The organism is Nocardioides dilutus (assembly GCF_054779555.1).
Map to the genome: position 1 here is coordinate 833,224 of NZ_BAAGYA010000001.1, position 18,982 is coordinate 852,205.

Annotated in this window: 17 protein-coding genes; 7 read left to right on the forward strand and 10 right to left on the reverse strand. The window is 73.0% G+C overall.

The window, feature by feature from the left end:
• Nucleotides 1-3: 3 nt before the first annotated feature.
• On the reverse strand, nucleotides 4-921 hold the full coding sequence (locus ACYVC6_RS04115; protein WP_460711242.1) for a 1,4-dihydroxy-2-naphthoyl-CoA synthase: 918 nt from the start codon (nucleotides 919-921) through the stop codon (nucleotides 4-6).
• Between the two features lie 42 nt (nucleotides 922-963).
• Here ACYVC6_RS04115 and ACYVC6_RS04120 point away from each other — a divergent pair, with 42 nt between their 5' ends.
• The 3 genes from ACYVC6_RS04120 to ACYVC6_RS04130 are packed head-to-tail and all read left to right on the forward strand — an operon-like array spanning nucleotide 964 to nucleotide 3,378.
• Nucleotides 964-2,262, forward strand: a complete 1,299-nt coding sequence (locus tag ACYVC6_RS04120) for an MFS transporter (protein WP_460711245.1) — start codon at nucleotides 964-966, stop codon at nucleotides 2,260-2,262.
• Nucleotides 2,263-2,288: 26 nt separating this feature from the next.
• Entirely contained in the window at nucleotides 2,289-2,873 is a 585-nt protein-coding gene (locus ACYVC6_RS04125; protein ID WP_460711247.1) for a hypothetical protein, read from the forward strand.
• A gap of 37 nt (nucleotides 2,874-2,910) precedes the next feature.
• Entirely contained in the window at nucleotides 2,911-3,378 is a 468-nt protein-coding gene (locus ACYVC6_RS04130) for a nitroreductase family deazaflavin-dependent oxidoreductase (RefSeq protein ID WP_460711249.1), read from the forward strand.
• Nucleotides 3,379-3,452: 74 nt separating this feature from the next.
• Here ACYVC6_RS04130 and ACYVC6_RS04135 read toward each other — a convergent pair whose 3' ends face one another.
• The 5 genes from ACYVC6_RS04135 to ACYVC6_RS04155 are packed head-to-tail and all read right to left on the reverse strand — an operon-like array spanning nucleotide 3,453 to nucleotide 13,430.
• Nucleotides 3,453-4,064, reverse strand: a complete 612-nt coding sequence (locus ACYVC6_RS04135; protein WP_460711251.1) for an ACT domain-containing protein — start codon at nucleotides 4,062-4,064, stop codon at nucleotides 3,453-3,455.
• 45 nt (nucleotides 4,065-4,109) lie between these two features.
• Entirely contained in the window at nucleotides 4,110-5,906 is a 1,797-nt protein-coding gene (recD, locus tag ACYVC6_RS04140) for an exodeoxyribonuclease V subunit alpha (protein ID WP_460711253.1), read from the reverse strand.
• On the reverse strand, nucleotides 5,903-9,247 hold the full coding sequence (locus tag ACYVC6_RS04145; RefSeq protein WP_460711255.1) for a UvrD-helicase domain-containing protein: 3,345 nt from the start codon (nucleotides 9,245-9,247) through the stop codon (nucleotides 5,903-5,905). Before ACYVC6_RS04145 ends, recD begins: the two co-directional genes overlap by 4 nt.
• Nucleotides 9,244-12,519 carry an exodeoxyribonuclease V subunit gamma gene (gene recC, locus ACYVC6_RS04150; protein ID WP_460711257.1) on the reverse strand — a complete coding sequence of 1,092 codons (3,276 nt, stop codon included), beginning with the start codon at nucleotides 12,517-12,519 and terminating at the stop codon, nucleotides 9,244-9,246. The genes ACYVC6_RS04145 and recC overlap by 4 nt, the downstream gene beginning before the upstream one ends.
• Nucleotides 12,520-12,560: 41 nt before the next feature.
• A complete protein-coding gene (locus ACYVC6_RS04155) occupies nucleotides 12,561-13,430 on the reverse strand; it encodes an alpha/beta hydrolase family protein (RefSeq protein ID WP_460711259.1) in 870 nt (289 codons plus the stop codon).
• 48 nt (nucleotides 13,431-13,478) lie between these two features.
• Between ACYVC6_RS04155 and ACYVC6_RS04160 the strand changes: the two genes are divergently transcribed.
• Nucleotides 13,479-14,093 (forward strand): TetR/AcrR family transcriptional regulator, encoded by a 615-nt coding sequence (locus ACYVC6_RS04160; protein WP_460711261.1) that lies wholly within the window; start codon nucleotides 13,479-13,481, stop codon nucleotides 14,091-14,093.
• A gap of 12 nt (nucleotides 14,094-14,105) precedes the next feature.
• Here the strand turns inward: ACYVC6_RS04160 and ACYVC6_RS04165 are convergent, their stop codons facing one another.
• Genes ACYVC6_RS04165 through ACYVC6_RS04180 form a run of 4 tightly spaced genes read right to left on the reverse strand, consistent with a single transcriptional unit; the run spans nucleotide 14,106 to nucleotide 17,052 of the window.
• A complete protein-coding gene (locus ACYVC6_RS04165; RefSeq protein WP_460711263.1) occupies nucleotides 14,106-14,576 on the reverse strand; it encodes a PGPGW domain-containing protein in 471 nt (156 codons plus the stop codon).
• Between the two features lie 29 nt (nucleotides 14,577-14,605).
• Nucleotides 14,606-15,106 (reverse strand): nuclear transport factor 2-like protein, encoded by a 501-nt coding sequence (locus ACYVC6_RS04170; RefSeq protein ID WP_460711265.1) that lies wholly within the window; start codon nucleotides 15,104-15,106, stop codon nucleotides 14,606-14,608.
• Between the two features lie 5 nt (nucleotides 15,107-15,111).
• Nucleotides 15,112-16,470, reverse strand: a complete 1,359-nt coding sequence (locus tag ACYVC6_RS04175) for an MFS transporter (protein WP_460711267.1) — start codon at nucleotides 16,468-16,470, stop codon at nucleotides 15,112-15,114.
• A gap of 33 nt (nucleotides 16,471-16,503) precedes the next feature.
• Complete coding sequence (locus ACYVC6_RS04180; RefSeq protein ID WP_460711269.1) at nucleotides 16,504-17,052, reverse strand: TetR/AcrR family transcriptional regulator; 549 nt, start codon at nucleotides 17,050-17,052, stop codon at nucleotides 16,504-16,506.
• A 50-nt stretch (nucleotides 17,053-17,102) separates the two neighbouring features.
• On the opposite strand from ACYVC6_RS04180, the gene ACYVC6_RS04185 reads away from it, so the two are divergent.
• The 3 genes from ACYVC6_RS04185 to ACYVC6_RS04195 are packed head-to-tail and all read left to right on the forward strand — an operon-like array spanning nucleotide 17,103 to nucleotide 18,981.
• On the forward strand, nucleotides 17,103-17,525 hold the full coding sequence (locus ACYVC6_RS04185; protein WP_460711271.1) for a hypothetical protein: 423 nt from the start codon (nucleotides 17,103-17,105) through the stop codon (nucleotides 17,523-17,525).
• A 32-nt stretch (nucleotides 17,526-17,557) separates the two neighbouring features.
• Nucleotides 17,558-18,385, forward strand: a complete 828-nt coding sequence (locus tag ACYVC6_RS04190) for an adenylate/guanylate cyclase domain-containing protein (protein WP_460711273.1) — start codon at nucleotides 17,558-17,560, stop codon at nucleotides 18,383-18,385.
• Nucleotides 18,382-18,981, forward strand: coding sequence for a TetR/AcrR family transcriptional regulator (locus ACYVC6_RS04195; protein WP_460711275.1), 600 nt, complete (start codon nucleotides 18,382-18,384; stop codon nucleotides 18,979-18,981). Before ACYVC6_RS04190 ends, ACYVC6_RS04195 begins: the two co-directional genes overlap by 4 nt.
• Nucleotide 18,982 lies beyond the last annotated feature (1 nt).

Sequence of the window (18,982 nt, forward strand, 5' to 3'; positions counted from 1 at the left end):
CGTTCAGTAGTACCAAGGGAACGGCGACCAGTCCGGCTCGCGCTTCTCCAGGAACTGGTCGCGACCCTCGGCGGCCTCGTCGGTCATGTAGGCCAGGCGCGTGGTCTCGCCGGCGAACAGCTGCTGGCCGACCAGGCCGTCGTCGATGAGGTTGAAGGAGTACTTCAGCATCCGCTGAGCGGTCGGGGACTTGCCGTTGACCAGCCGGCCCCACTCCAGCGCCGTCGCCTCGAGCTCGGCGTGCGGCACCGCCCTGTTGACCGCGCCCATCCGGACGCCGTCGTCGGCGGAGTACTCCTGGCCGAGGAAGAAGATCTCGCGGGCGAACTTCTGGCCGACCTGGCGGGCGAGGTAGGCAGACCCGAACCCGCCGTCGAAGGAGCCGACGTCCGCGTCGGTCTGCTTGAACCGCGCGTGCTCGGCGCTGGCGATCGTCAGGTCGCAGACCACGTGCAGGCTGTGGCCGCCGCCGGCCGTCCAGCCGGGCACGACGCAGATGACGATCTTGGGCATGAACCGGATGAGCCGCTGGCACTCCAGGATGTGCAGCCGCCCGAGCTTGGCCTTGTCCACGGTCTCGGCGGTCTCGCCCTCGGCGTACTGATAGCCGGTGCGTCCCCTGATCCGCTGGTCACCGCCGGTGCAGAAGGACCGCTTGCCGTTCTTGCTGCTCGGCCCGTTGCCGGTGAGCAGCACGCAGCCGACGTCGCTGGAGGTCCGGGCGTGCTCGAGCACCCGGAGCAGCTCGTCGACGGTGTGCGGCCGGAACGCGTTGAGGACGTCGGGCCGGTCGAAGGCGATCCGGACGGTGCCGTGGGCCTTCGCCCGGTGGTAGGTCAGGTCGGTCAGGTCCGTGAAGCCGGGGACGTCGTCCCAGGCCTGCGGGTCGAAGGTCTCCGACACTCCGTCTAGGGCACTCACGATTGCTCACCGTAGTCCCGGCGGTTGTGGGTGAATGTCCCGGTGAGCACCCCCACTGCGCTGCCGCGGGCGCTGGCCGAGCCCACCGACAACCCGGGCGCGCGCTGGGTCGGCCTGCTGACCGTCGCGAGCATCGGGCTGTGGGCCGGGTTCTTCGGCCCGATCCAGGTGCTGCTCGCCCAGCAGGCCGAGGCGATCGACCCCGCCAACAAGGAGCAGGTGCTCGCGCTCGTCACCGGGCTCGGTGCGCTCACCTCCGTGATCTGCAACCCGGTCGCGGGGGCGTTCTCGGACCGGACGACGCTGCGGGCCGGTCGGCGGCTGCCGTGGATCATCGGCGGCGCGCTCGGCGGCGCTCTGGCCCTCGCGTTCCTGTCCGCAGCCGACAGCGTGTGGTGGATGGTCGTCGGCTGGTGCGGCGTACAGGCGTCGCTCAACGCGCTGCTCGCCGCGGTGACCGCGATGATCCCCGACCAGGTCCCGGTCTCGCGGCGCGGCCGGGTGGGTGGCATCGTCGCGGTCGCGCAGACCATCGGGGTGGTCGGCGGGACGGGCATCGCGGCCGCCACCGGCAGCATCGCCACCGGCTACCTCGCGACGGCGGCGTTCCTGCTCCTGACGGTGGCCCCGTTCTGCTTCAACGCCAACGACGCCGCGCTGCCGGTGGCGTATCGCGAGCCCTTCGACGCCGGCCGCTTCCTGCGCTCGTTCTGGATCTCGCCGCGCGAGCACCCGGACTTCGCCTGGGCCTGGCTGACCCGGTTCCTGGTCAACCTCGGCAACGCGCTGGGCCTGCTCTACCTCCTCTACTTCCTCCAGGACGTGCTCGGCTTCACCTCCGACCAGGCCGAGGACCGGGTCTTCACCCTCACCGCCATCTACGCCGGGACCCTGGTGCTGACAACGGTCGTGTTCGGGGCCTGGAGCGACCGGCTCGGGCGGCGCAAGGTCTTCGTCATCTGGTCCGGCCTGGTGGCCGGGTCCGCGTCGCTGCTGCTGGGCGCCGGCCAGAGCTGGCCGATGGCGGTCGCGGCCGCGGCGGTGATGGGGTGCTCCTACGGCATCTACACCTCGGTGGACTTCGCCCTGATCACCGAGGTGCTGCCCGGGGCGGAGGACCGGGCCAAGGACCTGGGCGTCATCAACATCGCCAACGCCCTGCCCCAGGTCTTCGCACCGGTGCTGGCGGGTGTCCTGCTGGCGGTAGTGGAGGCCACCGGTGGTGCCGTCGACACCGACGGCGAGGGGTTCTCGACCGGCTACCTCGTCGTCTACGCCGTCGCGTTCCTCGCCAGCGTGCTCGGCTCGGTGTTCGTGACCCGGATCCGCGGCGTCCGCTGAGGGCCACTTCCGTACTACCGTGGCCCATGCGCATCTCTCGGTTGGCGGCCTTGGTGCTGGCCGCCTCGCTCGCCCTGGTCCCGGCGCCGGCGAACGCCGGCCGCGAGACCGTCCAGGACACCTCTGAGTTCGACGTCGTCCACAAGGACATCGACATGAAGTCCCTCACGGTGACCTACAACAGCAGAGGGGCGACCGCCAAGCTGCGCTTCAAGGACCTGCGTCGCCAGAAGCGGCTCCGGCTGTTCGTCCAGTTCTACAACCAGCCGAACGACGACCCGTTCTCGCCCCGATACGGCAACTTCCTCGAGCTGCGGATCAACGAGAAGGGCAAGATCAGGAAGGTCAACTGGGTGTTCGGGCCCGATGACGAGTTCGACGGCTACCACGCCGAGAAGTGCCGCGGCATCAAGATCAAGCCGGACTTCGACAAGGACCTCATCAAGTACAAGCTGCCCAACCGGTGCTCGCGCTTCCTCGACGGCAGGGGCTACATCACCAGCTACGCCTCGACACGGAAGTTCAAGGCGGCCCACTGGGACGACGGCGACCCGGCGGCGACGACCGGCGACTGGTTCGACACCACCCCCGGCTTGCGCGTCGAGCAGTAGAGGAATGCCCCGGGGGCCGATCGGGTTCCGGACTGTCATGACCCTGCAAGGCGAGTACGAGCCCAGCGCGGCGAAGTGGGTCCGCGACCAGGTCGAGGAGTACGAGGCCTCGGGCGGCGAGCGGGCCAACATCCTCCGTGGCCGCCCGGAGTGGCCGATCGTGGTGATCACCTCGGTCGGCCACCAGAGCGGCAAGCTCCGGAAGAACCCGGTGATGCGCGTCGAGCACGACGGTGTCTACGCGGCGATCGCGTCCTACGGCGGCGCCCCCGACCACCCGGAGTGGTACCACAACTTCCTCGCCAACCCGCGGGTCGACCTCCAGGACGGCCCCGAGCCGCACGAGTACGTCGCACGTCTCGCCGAGGGCGAGGAGCGGGCCGAATGGTGGGAACGCGCGGTGGCGCAGTTCGCGCCCTACGCGGACTACCAGGAGAAGACGGACCGGGAGATCCCGGTGTTCCTGCTCGAGCGGGTAACGAGCGCAGCGAGCGCAGCGAGCTAGCGAGTGGCGGTGGTCGAGGAGGTCGCGCAGCGACCGTCACGAGACCTCGCAAGCTGCGGCTGGGACGGAAGAAGCTACGGCCGCGACAACGAGGCGGCCAACGACACCAGGTGGCTCAGCCGGGCCAGCTCGGCGTCGACGAACTCGGGTCCGCCGCGGCGGCCGAGCACGATGAGCTCGTTGCCGTCGATGCGAGCGCCGGCGTAGATGTTGACCTCGTCACCGTCCAGGTCGACGCGGGCGGCGGTCTCGAGCTCGACGAACGGCAGGTCCGCGGGGGCCGCCCCGGTGCGCTGGGTGACTCCGTGCAGCCGGTGCACCCGCACCGCCCAGTCGGCGCGGAACACGTCCGGCAACAGGTCGACGACCCGGTCGAGAGCCTTCTCGGGGTCGGTGGTCAGCTCCTCGACGGCCTCGAGGTCGAGGAACAGGTTGCCGCCGGCGGCGTAGCGGTTGATCCACAGCACCTGCACGCCGTCGAGCCTGTTGCACGCCGAGACGATGGAGTCCGGCATGGCGCCACCCTGCATCTCGAGCAGCACGTCGTCGACAGCGGTGCCGTCGTCGTGGCGCTTCTCGACGATCTCGATGGCCTCGATGTCGCCGCCGGCCTCACCGATCGCGGTCGCCACGCGCCCCAACGAACCGGGGACGTCGGGGAGCTCCACGCGCAGGAGGTAGGGCACGCGATCACGCTACGTGAGCCCCGTGTCGAAGAGGTTTCGGGGTGGTCAGGGGGTGGACGGGCCGGCCAGCCGCTGCCGGAGACCGGTCGCGCGCACGGCTCGGCGCTGGATCGCCGCGCGTACGTCTTCCGGCGAGCCCACGACGACCACCCGGGTGCGGGCTCTGGTGACGGCGGTGTAGAAGAGCTCGCGGGTGAGCAGGCGGGACTCGGGGGGCGGCAGCACCACGACGACCTCGTCGGCCTGGCTGCCCTGGCTCTTGTGGATGGTCAGCGCGTGCATGGTCTCGACCTGCGCCACCCGGCTGGTGGCCAGGTCGAGGAGACCGGTGCTCGCGTCGATCGCGGCCCGCAGCGCGCGAGACGCACTGGCGCTGGGTGGCCGGACGGCGACCCCGACGTCGCCGTTGTAGATGCCGATGCCGTAGTCGTTGGCGGTGACCAGCAGCGGCCGGCCGGCGTACCAGCTAGACCAGATCGGCTCACCGGTGTCCTCGCCGAGCCAGCGCTCGACCTGTGTGTTCCAGTGGCGTACGCCGTAGGGGCCCTCGCGGTGGGCGCAGAGCAGCCGCCTCTGCTCCAGGAGCGACAGGGCCAGGGGGGCATCGCCGCGCTCGGCGGCCCTGACCACCTCGAGCGCGTGTGGCGCGACCAGGCCCCGGATCGCGGCGGCCGGGTCGGGGACGTCGATCAGGGCCAGGTGGTCACCGCCGGCCTCCAGCAGCGCAACGGCCTCGTCGGCGTCTCCCCGGCGGACGGCCTCGGCCAGCCCACCGATCGACTCCCCGAAGCGGTGGGAGGTGACCAGCGCGGCGACCGCGATCCGGGTCTTCTGCTGCACGGCGTCGACCAGGTCGGCCAGCACGGCGCCGGCCTCCACCGACGCGAGCTGGAACGGGTCGCCCACCAGGATCAGCCGGCTGCCGCCCCGGACGGCCTCGAGCAGCCGGGCCATCATCGTCAGCGACACCATCGAGGTCTCGTCGACCACGACCACGTCGTGCGGGAGCCGGTTGTCGCGGTGGTGGCGGAACCGCGACGAGGTGTCGGGGCGGGCGCCGAGCAGCCGGTGGAGGGTGACCGCACGGACGCCGGCGAGCCGGGCCTGGTCGGCGGCGGGCAGGTCGGCGACCTCGTGCTCCACCGCCTGCTGGAGACGCGCGGCCGCCTTGCCGGTGGGTGCGGCGAGAGCGATCCGAAGCGGTGGGTCGCCGGCCAGCTCCGCCTGCTCGGCGCACAGGGCGAGCAGGGCCGCGACCGTCGTCGTCTTGCCGGTGCCGGGGCCACCGGTGAGCACGGTCGTGGCGTGGGTCAGGGCCACCCGGGCGGCGGCGCGCTGCTCGTCGTAGCCCGCTGCGGGGAACACCCGGTCGAGTGCGGCGGCCAGCCACGTCTCGTCGGGCTGGTGGCCACCGGCCGGGCGGCCGACGAGGTCGCCGTGGACCTGCTCCTCCTCCCGCCAGTAGCGGTCGAGATAGAGCAGCCGGGCGTCGTCGCCCTCGAGCACCCGCAGCACCGGCTTGTCGCCCGACGTCAGGCCGCTCGCCAGGACGGCGGCGTGCCAGGCGTCGAGCTGCGGCCAGGGCAGCTCATCGAGCTCGGGGTCGGCGACCGAGCCGAGGTCGACGCAGACCGAGCCGCCGCGCACGGCCCGGACCACGAACGCGACCGCGAGCGCGACCAGTGGGTCCTCCTCGCCTGTGAGCACGCACAGCCGGCGGGCGACGTGGACGTCGGAGACGTCGAGGACCCCGGCCTGGTTGAAGGTCCGCAGCAGACCGGCCGCGCCGGCGGCCAGCCGCGGGTCGTGCGGGTCGTCGATCTCGGCGCTCAGCAGGGTCATGGCCGGCCGTCCAGCAGGTCGGACAGTGAGGTGACCAGCGAGGTGGGCGGCTGCCAGGAGAACACGCCGGCGGGGTGGCCGCCGTGCTCGGGCGTCTCGGGCCCGCACATGCCGCGGACGTAGAGGTAGAGCACGCCGCCCAGGTGAACGGCGGGGTCGTAGCCCGGCTGCCGCCAGCGCAGGTAGCGGTGGACCACCAAGACGTAGAGCAGCGCCTGCAACGGGTAGTCGGAGTGGAGCATCGCCTCGGCGAGCCGGTCGCGCGAGTAGGCCGCCGCGGTGAGCGGCGCCTCGGCCGGGCCCAGCCAGTTGGTCTTGTAGTCCACCACCAGGTAGCGCGGCACGCTGTCACCCTCGGCAGCGCCCGGCACCCGCAGCACCACGTCGATCGAGCCGGAGAGGTAGCCGCGCAGGGACTGGGCGCCCAGGCCGGGCGACCGCAACCGGGCGGCGTAGGGGCGCAGCGGGTCGTCATCGGCGAGGTGCTGGTCGAGCAGCACGCCCACGTCGGCCAGGGACACCTCGACGCGAGGGGCGCGGTCGCCGCCGGCCAGCGGGATCTCGAAGTCGAGCTCGCACAGCCGGTCGGCCAGGCCGATCTCGCCGAGCGTGAGCCCGCCCGCGAGCGGCCCGAGCGAGGTGTGGTGGAGGGGCACCAGCGCCCTGGCCAGCTCGTCGGTGGGCGTGTCCACGGGCCACCAGACGCGCTGGTCCTCGATGTGCCGCCGCAGCTCGGCCTCGAGGTCACCGGCGTGGGGGTCGGCGAGCTCGAGGACGCCGTGCACGAGCGAGCCGAACGCCGCGCCGGACGGCAGCTCGGCCATCGGCGAGGGCAGACCGTCGGGCTGCTCGCCCGGCGGCTCGGTGGCGATCTGCGCCTCGTCGTCGGTCAGGCTCGCGAGCTCGCCGGCGAGCTCGTCGGCGCGCACCGACAGGTCGGGCTCCGAGGTGACTCCGCCGGTCTCCTCCGCGGCCCGGACCAGCGCTGAGTAGGACGTGCGGCGCCAGGCGACGTCGATGGACCGGTCGAAACGGCGTACGCCGAGATCGGTAGGCGCCGCGGCTCCGGCCGGCTGGGGGACGTCAGCTGCCGGCTCCGCGCGCTCGAGGTGGGGTCCGCCGGCGGCCTCCCACTTGCGCAGGTGGTCCAGGACGGCGGCGTCGTCGACCTTGGCCGGCAGGGAGTCGGGAACCTCGGCCTGGTTGAGCACTCGGCCCCGCAGCAGCCGGGACAGCCCCCCGTTGACCTCGTCCCACGACGGCGCCCACCAGGCCACGACCTGTGACTGGGCTCGGGTGAGCGCGACGTAGGTCAGCCGGATGTCGTCGCCGGCCATCTCGGCACGGCCCTTGGTCGTGACCTGGGAGTAGCCGGGACCCCCGGCACCGCCGATGTCGAGACAGCGGGTGCCGTCGGCCTCGTGGTAGAGCACGGCCTCGCCCATCCGGACGTTGCGGTTGAACGCGAAGGGCAGGTAGACGAGTGGGTATTGCAGGCCCTTGCTCACCCACACCGTCATGATCTGCACCGCGGCCGCGTCGCTGTCGAGACGACGGTTGCGCTCCGCGGCCCCGGCCCGCTGCTCACGCTGGTGGCGCAGCCACTGCAGCAGCGCCGGCAGCCCGAGCCCGTCGCGGTGGGCGACCTCGTGGAGCAGCTGGGTTAGGTGCTCGACGTCGGTGAGGTGGCGCTCGCCCCCCCAGCGGGAGAGGACCCGCTCGGCCATCCCCGCGACGTAGGCGGCCTCGAGGACGGCCGCGATCCCGCGGGCCCTGGCGTGGTCGGCCCACCGACGCAGCGTCTCCGCGGTGTCGTCGGTGAGAACGGGGTCGGTCGCGAGCTCGGCCGCGGTGCGGCCGAAGAACATCGTGGTCGCTGCCGCCCGGACCAGCCCGGAACGTCCGGGCTGCTCGAACGCCTCGAGCAGGCACTGCCAGTCAGCCGCGGCCTGGGAGGCGAACACGTCGGTGTCGCCGGTGTAGACGGCGGGTACGCCGGCCTCGGCGAGCGCGTCGCGGCAGGCCCGGGCGTCGCGGTGGCTCTCCACGATCACCGCGATGTCGCGGGCCCGCACCGGGCGCCCGTCGTAGGTCGCCTCGGAGGCCAGCAGCGCCTTGACGTCGGCGGCCAGGTCATGAGCGACGAAGGGCCGTAGGTCGTCCATCGGGATGGTCCGCGTGCCGCGGATGCCGAAAGAGTCGCGCGAGACCACGCGCAGCCGGAACGGGTCGTTGTGGGGGGCGCCGGCGAGCCGGTGGGCGGTCTGCCGCGCCTCGACCTCGCGCACCACGATGTCGTCGTGGCCCAGCGCGGCGCCGCCGAGGACCCGCAGCAGGCGCTGCACCAGGGGCGCGTCGCTGCGGTAGTTGGTGTCGAGGGTGAGCAGCGCGTCGGCACGCTCGCGGGCGCGCAGGTAGGTGACGACATCGCCGCCGCGGAAGGCGTAGATCGCCTGCTTCGGGTCGCCGATCAGCACCAGCGTCACCTGGCCGACGAAGGCGCGCTCGATCACCTCCCACTGCACCGGGTCGGTGTCCTGGAACTCGTCGACCATGACGATCGACCAGCGTCGGCGCATCCGCTCGCGGGCAGGGGCGTCCTCGGCCTCGAGCGCGACGGCCAGCCGGGACAGCAGGTCGTCGAAGCCCAGGATGCCGAGCAGGCGCTTGCGCCGCTCGAGCTCGCGGAGCACGTCGTCGGCGAAGCCGCGGCGAGTGGCCGCCTTGGTGTCCGCGGGCGGGTCGACCGGGGTCAGCCGGGCGCGCGGGTTGCGCACGACGTCGTGGGCGAGCTCCAGCGCCTGGGCGCGGGTCATCACCGGGGTGTCGCGGTCGTCGCCGAACCGCTGGAGGTAGAGGTCGTCGACGACCTCGCTCACCAGCTCCTCGAGGCTTTCGACCAGCGTGACGCCGGCGTCGGTGTCACCGGCGACGCCGAGCGAGCGCAGCACCAGCTGGCAGAACTGGTGGGTGGTCGCGATGGTCGCGGCGTCGAAGCCGGCCAGGGCGTCGCGCAGCCGCAGCCTCCGGGCCGCGAGCTCGTCCTCGGTGCCGGTGACGAGGTGGGTGAGCAGGTCGTCGTCGGCGAGCGAGGGGTCCTCGAGCGCCTCGGCGGCCCGGACCAGCTGGTCGCGAACCCGCTCGCGCAGCTCCTGGCTGGCCGCGCGGCTGAAGGTGATGAGCAGCATGTCGTCGAGCTGCGCCTCGCCCTCGGCGACGTAGCGGGTGACGAGCGCGGCCAGGGCGTAGGTCTTGCCGGTGCCCGCGCTCGCCTCCAGCACCGTGGTGGTCGGGCCGGCGGGCAGCGGGGCGAGCAGCTCGAAGGAGCCCGTGGCGGTCACAGGGGCCCCCGCTCGCTGTCGAGCAGTGGAGACCACAGCCGCTCGGCCAGCGCCGGCAGCTCGGTGAGCACGTCGAGGTCGGCGTGCTCGCCCCAGACCCGGACGTGCGCCGGGTCGGCGTCCTCGCCCGGATAGCGGCTGGACTTCCACTTCTTGAGGGCCTCGGCCCGGGGGTCCTGCCCCTGGCGCACGGCGCAGGCCCATGCGAACGAGGTCTTCAGGGGCAGCTGCAGCGGCGCCTGGCGACCTTGGTCATAGAGGTCGACGAGGTCGCTGAGCAGACCGAGCGGCTCCGTGGCAGCGGGCCCGAGCAGCCGCTGGGCGGCCTGGCTCCCGCGCGGCGCCCGGCCGATCGTGAGCGCCGTCCAGTTGTGGTCCGGGTGTCCCGCGGCCAGGGCGAGCAGCCGCACCCAGGACTCGAGGAGGTGCTTGCCGTCGAGCCGGGAGTAGCCCACCGCGACGAGCCGGTCGCCGTAGACCGGGGTGACGGTGCCGGTGAGCCGTCGCCCACCGCGCAGCTGGACGTCGACGTCGTAGGCCTGCGGCGCGACCTGGCGGTGGGTGAGCGCGGCGACGGCAAGGTTCATCGCGGTCTCGCGGACCTCCGTGGCCTTGCGCCAGCCGAGCTGGCCGGGCGGCAGCGCCCCACGTCGCCACTCGATGTCGCGCGCGGTGTCCGGGTGGATGCCGCGCAGCATGTCTTCGAGCATCCGCATCCCCACGCCCCAGGTGTCGAGCGTGTCGATCTCCACGGGCATCGCGTCGCTGACCGCGTCGACGTCCCACGGCAGGGTGAGGTCGAGGGCTCGGAAGAACCCCTTGACCGGGTCCTTGAAGAACCTGACCAGATCGTCCAGCGAGATGTCGGCGGCTCCGGCGCGAGTGCTCGCCGGGGTGGCGAGCGGCGCGGTGAGGAACGGCGGCGGTGGCGTGCGCGGCCCGGTCGCAGCGACCGCAGCACGCAGCATCTGGGGGTCGAAGGTGAACGGGGTCGGGACACCGAGGCGCCCGGGCTCGACGTTGCGGACGTCGTAGGCCTGGAGCGGGTGCTTGACCACGACCGCGTCGCGGACGGGGGCCTCGGTGGTGCGGTCGAGCGCGTCGAGCAGCTCGCCGAGGGGTACGGCGGGCGGCCGGTCCTGTCCGCTGTGCGGGTCGGCGCCGGTGTAGGTGACGACCAGGCGCTCGGTGGCGGCACCGATGGCGTCGAGAAGGAGCTGGCGGTCCTCCGAACGGATGTCCCGCTCGCCGGTGACCGGGTTGCGGGCCAGGACGTCGTCGCCGTCGACGATCCGCTGGCGCGGGAAGATCCCGTCGTCGAGCCCCAGCAGGCAGACCACCCGGTGTGGGACCGAGCGCATCGGCACCATCGTGCAGACGGTGAGGCTGCCGGCCCGGAAGTTGGCGCGGGTCGGCCGGCCCTGGAGGTGGTCCTGGAGCATGGCCCGCACGTCGGCCAGCCGAAGCGTGCTGGCGGCTCTTTCACCGGCGTCAACCTCGACCCGGGCGAGCTCGCGCTGCATCTGCCCGACCTGCCACTGGTCGGCCCGCTCGACTCGGGTCAGCGCGAGTACGCCGTCGACCAGCCCGGACAGCCAGTCCGTGAGCGGGTGGGTGCCGCTGAGCCCGTCGGTGGCGGCGACCAGCCGGTCGACGTATTCCGCGAAGCGGCCGGCCAGCTCCACCCGGTTGCTGCCGACGTCGTCGAGCGGGAGTGCCGTGCCGAGCCAGGTCTGCGAGTCGTCGGATAGCGCCACGCCCGTGAGCACCCGGTCGATGCCGAAGCGCCAGGTGTTCTGCAGGTAGCGGACCCCGAACGGCTCGCGGTGCTCGGCGTCGAACCCCCACCGCACCCCGGACTCGCGGACCCAGCCGGCGAGCGTGTCGAGATCGTCGTCCACGAAGCCGAACCGGCGGCGTACGGGCGGGCTCTGCGCCAGGTCGAGGACCGCGCTGGCCGTGGTGCGGCTGCCGGCGAGGTCGAGCAGCTGGGCGGCGACGCCCAGGAGCGGGTTGGTGCTGGACAGGGCGCGGTCGGCGAGCTGGACCCGCAGCCGGTGGGCGGGGTGGCCACCCTCGACGACTTCGCCCAGCCCGAACGCGGCGGTGATCAGGGGCGCGTAGTGCTCGATGTCCGGGCACATCACCAGGATGTCCCGCGGCTCCAGCGTCGGATCATCGGCGAGCAGCCCGAGCAGCACCTCGCGGAGCACCTGGACCTGGCGGGCCGGGCCGTGGCAGCGGTGCACCTGGACCGACCGGTCGGCCGGGTCGTGCACGCGGCCCGCGGGCCGCACGGCATCGGCGCGCAGGTCTGACTGCAACCGGCCGAGCAGCGTGTCCGGGAGGTCGGGGGCGGCGACCTCCTCGCCGTGGTGGCCGGCGCCCAAGCTGCGCTGGAGCTCGCGCTGGTCGCGGCCGAGCGAGGCCAGCAGTGGGTGTCGGACCCGGCGGTGGCTGACGTCGTCGCGCCGGGTCGTGGGTGCGGTCAGGTCGGCCAGGCGGTGCCAGAGGTCACCACTGGGGTGGGGCAACCACAGGTGTAGGTCATGGTGGTCGGCGAGCGCCCGGAGCAGCTCGATCTCGGTCGACGGCATCCGGGTGTGGCCGAACAACGACACCCGCGGCGGCAGGTCGCTCGGCCCCGCGGCCAGCCGGGCCAGCGTCTCGGCGTGCCGGACCGCGGGGACCGGTGCGTCGACCGCGGCGGTGAGCGCCCGCCACAGCGGGGGCTGCCAGGCGAGGTCGGGGTCCAACGGGCTGCCGAGGCCGTCGGTCGCCTCACCCGCCGACCAGTCGGCCAGCAGCTGGGGCCGCTGTGCGGCGTAGGACGCGAACAGGCCGGCCAGCCGCCGGGCCACGGCGTAGCGGCGACCGCGACGGAACTCCGCCTCGTCGCCGGTGTCGCGGTGACCCAGGTGGGTGGCGAGGGTGGCCGCCCACGGCTCGTCGAGACAGGCGTCGAGCACCGAGAGGAGTGGCCAGGCCAGCTCGGCGGCCGCCCACGGGTCCTCGTCGCGGGTGCCGGTCAGCTCGGCGACCAGCGACCGGGGGAACCGGAACTCCACCCCGGCGCAGACGCCGTCACCGTCGACCTGTGAGGACGCGCCGAGCCGGTGGGAGAGCCGCTGGGACAGCCACCGCTCCACCCCGCGCGCCGGCACCAGCACGAGCTCGGTGGCGAACGGGTCGTCCAACGGGGTCGACAGCAGGTCGCCGAGCGCGTCGGCGAGCAGGTCGGTCCGCGGGGCGCGGTGCAGGTGGAGCGCCATCGGTCCCCGACCCTACGGCCGAGGACCGACGGAACCAGGGCTCAGCGCGTCGCGAGGTGCGGCAGCACGACGGCGTCCCAGCTCGGCTGCAGGTGTGCCCGGAAGAAGCCGTGGTGACCGATCCGCTCCAGGCCGAGGTCGGCCGGCGCCAGGCGGTGGGCCTCGACCGGCGCCGCGGCGTACATCTCCTCGAGGGCGAGGTGGCTGCGCGCGCTCAGCAGCTCGTCGTCGGTGAAGGAGACCGCGGCGATCGGCACGGCCAGCTCCGCCAGCCGGCGGTCCAGGTCGGGTACGTCGACGCCGTAGTAGTCGGGGCTGAGGCACCACCGCGACCACTGGCGCATGGCCTCCGACGGTGCGTCGCCGAGCATCCCCAGCCGACGGCCGGGGTAGTAGCCGGCGGCGCGCATCGCCAGCGGTGCGATCGCCCGGAAGAACAGCGGAGCCCGCCGGCGGATGGACGGCTGGTTGTAGCGCCAGTAGCCGGAGCCGGCGGCGATCATCAGCGCCCGGTCGAGGAGGTCGTGCCGGGCGAACGGCAGCAGCTGGCCGCCCAGGCTGTGGCCGACCCAGGTGACCGGCAGGCCGAGGCCCTCGTCCAGCAGGGCCTCCAGCGCGCTGGCTGCGTCGCCGGCCCAGCGGAGCACGTCGCCGCGTTCGGCCCTCATCTCCTCGACGCTCGCGGTGCCGCGGTAGTCGAAGGTCAGGACGTGGAAGCCGGACTCGGCGAGCCAGGTCGCGAACGCCGCGTAGAAGGCGGCCGGCGTGGCCATCGCCGGGGCCAGGAGCACGGCGCCGCGGGCCTCGGTGACCGGCTCGAAGCGGGTGGCGCGCAGCTCGCGGCCGTCGTCGGCGACGACCGTCAGCGGCCGGGGGAGCACCGCATTATTACGAGTGTCATAGATCGTCATGCGGCGAGGTTATGACGGGTGTCATAGAACGCGCAATAGAGTTGTCCTGTGACCACTGACACCGCTGAGCCCGTCCCCGGTCCCGCCGCCGGGGCGGTCGGGCGCCGGGCCGACACCCGGCACCGGATGGTGGTGGGTGCGGCCAAGGTCATCTCGGCTGGCGGCGTCGACGCGATGAGCCTGCGCGACCTGGCGATCCAGGCCGGGGTGCCCCTCGGCTCGACCTACCACCACTTCCCCGACGGCAAGGCCCAGCTGGTCGACGAAGCCGTCCGCCTGGTCGGCGACCAGGTCACCCGGCTCATCCGGGAGGCGCCGACCCAGGGCACCGACGCGGTGCTTAGCGTCTTCGCCGACCGGTGGCGGCGGGTCCTGGAGTCCAGTGACTACGCCGCCGGATGTCCGGTCGTCGCGGCCGCCGTCGCCACCGACCCCCGCCACCACGAGGTCGCCCGCGAGGTCTTCGCCGACTGGCACGACGCCCTGACCAAGGCGCTGCGCGCCTCCGGGGTGCCGGCCAGGCGCGCCGGCCGGCTGGCGCGGACCGTCGTCGCGGCGACCGAGGGAGCCGTGGCCCTCGCCCGTGCCTCGCGGGACTCGCAACCCCTCGACGAGGTCGTGGCCGAGCTCAGCGCCCTGGTCGAGAGCGCCCGGGTGCGCTGAGGACGCCTGGCTTCAGCCGGCGCGGGCCGCCGCCCGCTCCTTCAGCTCCTGCACCCGATCGGGCCTGCCGTGGAACCGGCGGTAGCTCCAGACGATCAGGCCGAGCGCGATGATCGCCGAGGCCACCTGGGTGATCCCGGTGGCCGCGCCCCCGGGCAGCCACCACGACTCGGCGAAGGGCCACCAGTCGGGGACCGGTGGCGACTTGATCCAGAGCACGCCACAGGCAGCAAGCCCCAGTGCGAACAGCACCGACAGCGCGACCTTCCACAGCGCTTCGACCCCGATGGCCGCGCCGATCATGGCGCGGTCCAGGATCGGGTCGACGCGTCGCTCCGCCCACTCGTACTGCTGGCTCAGCACGAACAGCCCGGCGGCCAGGAGCAGCAGGCCTGGGCCCGGCAGCACCAGCGCGGCGATGCCCGCCAGCACGAGCACCCAGCCGACCACCTCGAGCACCACCCGCTTGGCCGCGCTCCTCATGGGCTGAGCCTGTCAGACGGGGTCAAGGCTCACCCGCCGAACTGCGCGACGTACGCCCTGCCCTCCTCGGACAGGTTGCCGTGTGCCTCGGCGATCCGGGCCCAGCGCAGCGACATCTTCATGAACCGCAAGGGGTTGTAGACGTCCTCCTCTCGGCTGAAGAGGCCGTCGCCGGCGTAGGTCATGATCGTCAGGTTGGACTCCTCGTGGTGCGAGCCGTCACCCGGGTCGGGCATCAGGTTGCGCACCTCGCAGATGAGGCGCGAGGTCGGAACGTCCACGACCGACCACGCGAGCGGGAACCCGGTCATCACCCCGCCCGGGAACGACGTCATCGTCCGCACCGACCACTCCCGGATGGCGTCGCGGCCGCGGAAGGTGCCGAACGCGTGCTCGACATACTCGGCGTCCTCGGTGAAGTTGAGCGCGAAGTCGTCCCAGTTGCCCGACGTCGCGTGCTCCTGCACCCGCTCGTGCATGGCGGCGTACGCCGTGGTGATCTCGTCTGCACTGAACCGACCGTCGCTCACGGGGCTCATCCAACCGCAGTGCTGCGCCGTGAGACGAGGACTGCCACCAGCGCGAGCGCCGAGGTCATGACGAAGACGCCCACGAACGGCGCGAGGTCGGCGGCCGTGCCCAGGCCGGCGAACAGCAGACCGGTCAGCGAGATCGCGGTCGCGCCCCCGGCGGCGTCGGCGATCGACATGGCGGCGGTGTTGGCGCCCTGCTCGTCCTCGGTGGAGGACTCGAGGACGAGGATCCCGATCCGCGGGTACATCAGGCCCATCCCGCTGCCGGCCACGACCCAGGCGACACCGACGAGCCACGGGGTCAGGTCGAGCGCGGCGGTGGCGAGGACCAGCCCGATCCCGGCGACGAGCAGCCGCGCGCCGATGCGCAGGGCGACGGCGTTCGCGAGCCTGCTGCCCAGCCGGGCCTGGGCCTGGGACGCCCCGGCCCACCCGAGCGCGCCCACGGTGAGCGCCGCTCCGGACAGCCAGAGGGCGAGGCCGTAGTGCTCCTGGAGCAGGTAGGGCACGTAGATCTCGGTCGCGAAGAACGCCGCGGAGATGATGCCGCGCAGGGCGACGACCGACGGCAGCCCGCGGGCGGCACGCAGCGTCCGCGCGGGGAGGAGGGGTCGGGCCGCGACCACGACGACGAGCAGCGCCGCCGCTGCCAGGGCGTACGCCGCGCGGCCGTCGGCCCGCGCCGCGAGGTCGACCGAGACGACCCCCGCCGCCACGACCACGGCCAGCGCCAGCCGGCGCACGGAGGCCACCGGCGACGGCTCGGGGCGGTCGGCGACGTCGCGCAGGGCCGGCCGCAGCATCGCCGTGGCCCCCGCGGCCAGCCCGACGACACCGAGGAAGACCCAGCGCCAGCCGGCGGTCTCGGCAACCGCGCCGGCGATGGTCGGCCCGACCATCGACGGGATGACCCAGGCCGCGGCGAACGCCCCGAAGATCCGGGGGTGGTCGACGGGGGCGTAGATCCGGGCGACCAGCACGTACAGAGCGACGGTCATCGCCCCGCCGCCGAGGCCCTGCAGGAAGCGGGCCGCGACGAACACCTCGATGCCTGGGGCGAGCCCCGCGGCCAGCAGGCCGACCCCGAAGACGACGGCCGAGGCGACCATCGGCGCGCGCGGCCCGCGGCGGTCCGCCCAGATGCCGGCCGACACCATCCCGACGATGCTCGCGGCGAGGGTCACCGAGAACGTCGCCGAGTACCACGCCCGTCCCTCCAGGTCGGCGGCGACCGTCGGCATGATCGTGGTGACCGCCATCGCCTCGAAGGCGAACAGGAAGATCAGGCTGACCATGCCGATCGTCGCCCAGCGGTAGGCAGGCGCCAGGAGCGGCGTGGTCGGCGCCGGCGTCGTGGTCACCCGGCCACGGTAGGAGTTCAACCGCGGTTCAGCTCAAGTCGAGGCGACGGCGGCCCGCACGACCAGGTCGATGACCGGCCGCGGGTCGAGCTCGTCGATGCCGCCGAGCTCTCGCAGGAAGAGCCCCTGCAGGCAGGCGGCGATGGCCTGGCCGGCGAGCTGCGGGTCGGGGGCGCCGAGGCGTTCCAGGGTGGGGCCGAGCGTGTCGATGACCGTCCGTCGGCCGGTCGCGAGGACCTCGCGGAGGTGTGGGTCGTGGGCGGCCTCGACGATGAGGACCATCCGGGCGCCCGTCACTGACCGGTCGGGGCCGGTCATGTGTGCGAACAACGCGGTGAGGGCGTCGACGAGCTCGTCCACGCTGTCGACGTCCAGGGCGGTCCCGAGCTCGTGCAGCTGCTGCTCCAGCATCCACGCCAGGACTCCGTCGAGGAGCGCCGCCCGGGTGCGGAAGTGGTTGGACGTCGAGCCCCTCGGCAGTCCGGCGGCCGCATCGACCCGGCCGTGGGTGAGCGCCCGGATGCCGCCGCTGCCGAGGAGCTCGACGGCGGCCCTGAGTGAGCGCTCCCGGTTGCCGGCCATTTCACTACAATAGTAGTGACAGGGCACTACGAACGTAGTAGGGTCGCCACGTGCTCGCCCGGGTCGCCCTCGCCGCGCTGGTCGTCACGGTCGCCCTCGGGCTCACCATGCTCACCGGCCTCGTCCGTTCCGGACGCCCGCTCCCGCGGCTCGTGCTCTTCCACCTGGTCGCGGCGGTCTCGACCCTCGCCGCGTGGACGGCGTACGTCGTGGGGGACGACCGCGCCTGGCTGGCCTGGGCCGTGTTCGCCCTGCTCGTCGTCGTCAACACCCTCGGCGACACGCTGATGGTCCAGGGCTGGCGGGCGCGGGCAGTCCGAGCCGGTGTGACGGTCCCGACCGGAGCGCGGGCCTACCTCGCCGCAGCTCGGGACGTCCTGTCCTTCGCCAGGCCGACTGCCGCGGTGCACGCCCTCCTCGCGCCGGTCGCGTTCTTCAGCGTGCTGCTGGTCGCGTTGGGCGTCGGCGACTGACCCTTCTCTGGCGATCTGCCACCATGCGAGCCGTGGACACGGGCGCGCTGCTGCTGATCGTCGCGGCGTCTGTCGAGGGCGCGCTGGTGCTGGTCCTCGCCGGGCTTTGGCTGAAGGGCCGGCGTACCCAGCGGCTGCTGCGGGCCAAGCTCGCTGCCGCCCTCGACGCCAGCGGGAAGAAGCGCCCCCCGAAGCGGCTGGTGCCGACGGCCGACGAGTTCGTGAAGGGCGTCTGGGAGACGGCCAACCTGGTCCGGGAGAAGGGTTTCGGCGGGGCGATCCGCACCTCGATCGAGGACCTGGCCGGCTGGGCCCAGGTCGAGCGGCCCGCGCTCATGTCCCTGGCGGGACCCGACGGCCGCGTCGCGATCCTGTTCTCCGACATCGAGGGTTCGACCGAGCTCAACGAGCGGCTGGGTGACCGCGAGTGGGTCAGGCTGCTGGCCCGGCACGACTCGGCGGTGCGCTCGGCGGTCGACCGTCACCACGGTCAGGTGGTCAAGACCCAGGGTGACGGCTTCATGGTCGCGTTCCCGACCCCCGAGGACGCGGTTCGCTGCGCAATCGCCGTGCAGCGCGCCTTCGACAAGGGCAGTCGTCGGGGCAAGGCGACCGTGCTCGTCCGGATCGGCATCCACTACGGCGATGTCGTCCACCGCGACAACGACATCTTCGGCCGCAACGTCGCACAGGCCGCGCGGGTGGCGGGGATCGCGTCGGGCGGCGAGATCCTGGTCAGCGAGAGCGTGGCCGAGGCCGTGGAGGAGCGCGAGGACATCGTGCTTGCTGAGGAGCGAGAGGTCGAGCTCAAAGGGCTCAGCGGCGAGCACGTCGTGACCGTGGTGGACTGGGCGGCATGACGGTGTCTGGTGGGCCTCGCCGCGGCCGCCCGGGCCACGACCAGGCGGCCGTGCTGCGGATCGCCATCGACCTCTTCAACCGGCATGGGTACGACGGCACCAGCATGGGTGACCTGGCCGCCGAGCTCGGGGTGACGAAGTCCGCGATCTACCACCACGTGCCGAGCAAGGAGCACCTGTTGTCGCAGGCGCTGGACGAGGCACTGGAGGGCCTCGAGTCCGCGATCACCGTGGCCGAGGGGATGGCCGGCGCCTCGGCCTACGAGCGCCTGCGGTCGGTCGTCCGGCAGAGCGTCGAGGTGCTGGTGGCCCACCAGCCAGCGGTGACACTGCTGCTGCGGGTGCGGGGCAACAGCGACATCGAGCTCAAGGCCCTCGCCCGGCGCCGGCACATCGACGCCCGACTCACGGCTCTCGTGCAGGCGGCCGTCGCCGAGGGGTCGCTGCGCACCGACCTGCCGCCCGACCTGGTGAGCCGGCTGCTCTTCGGGATGGTCAACTCGCTCGTGGAGTGGCACATACCCGGCCGGGGGATCGACGCGCACGACCTGGCCGAGGCGATCGCGACACTGGCCTTCGACGGGCTGCATCGCTAGG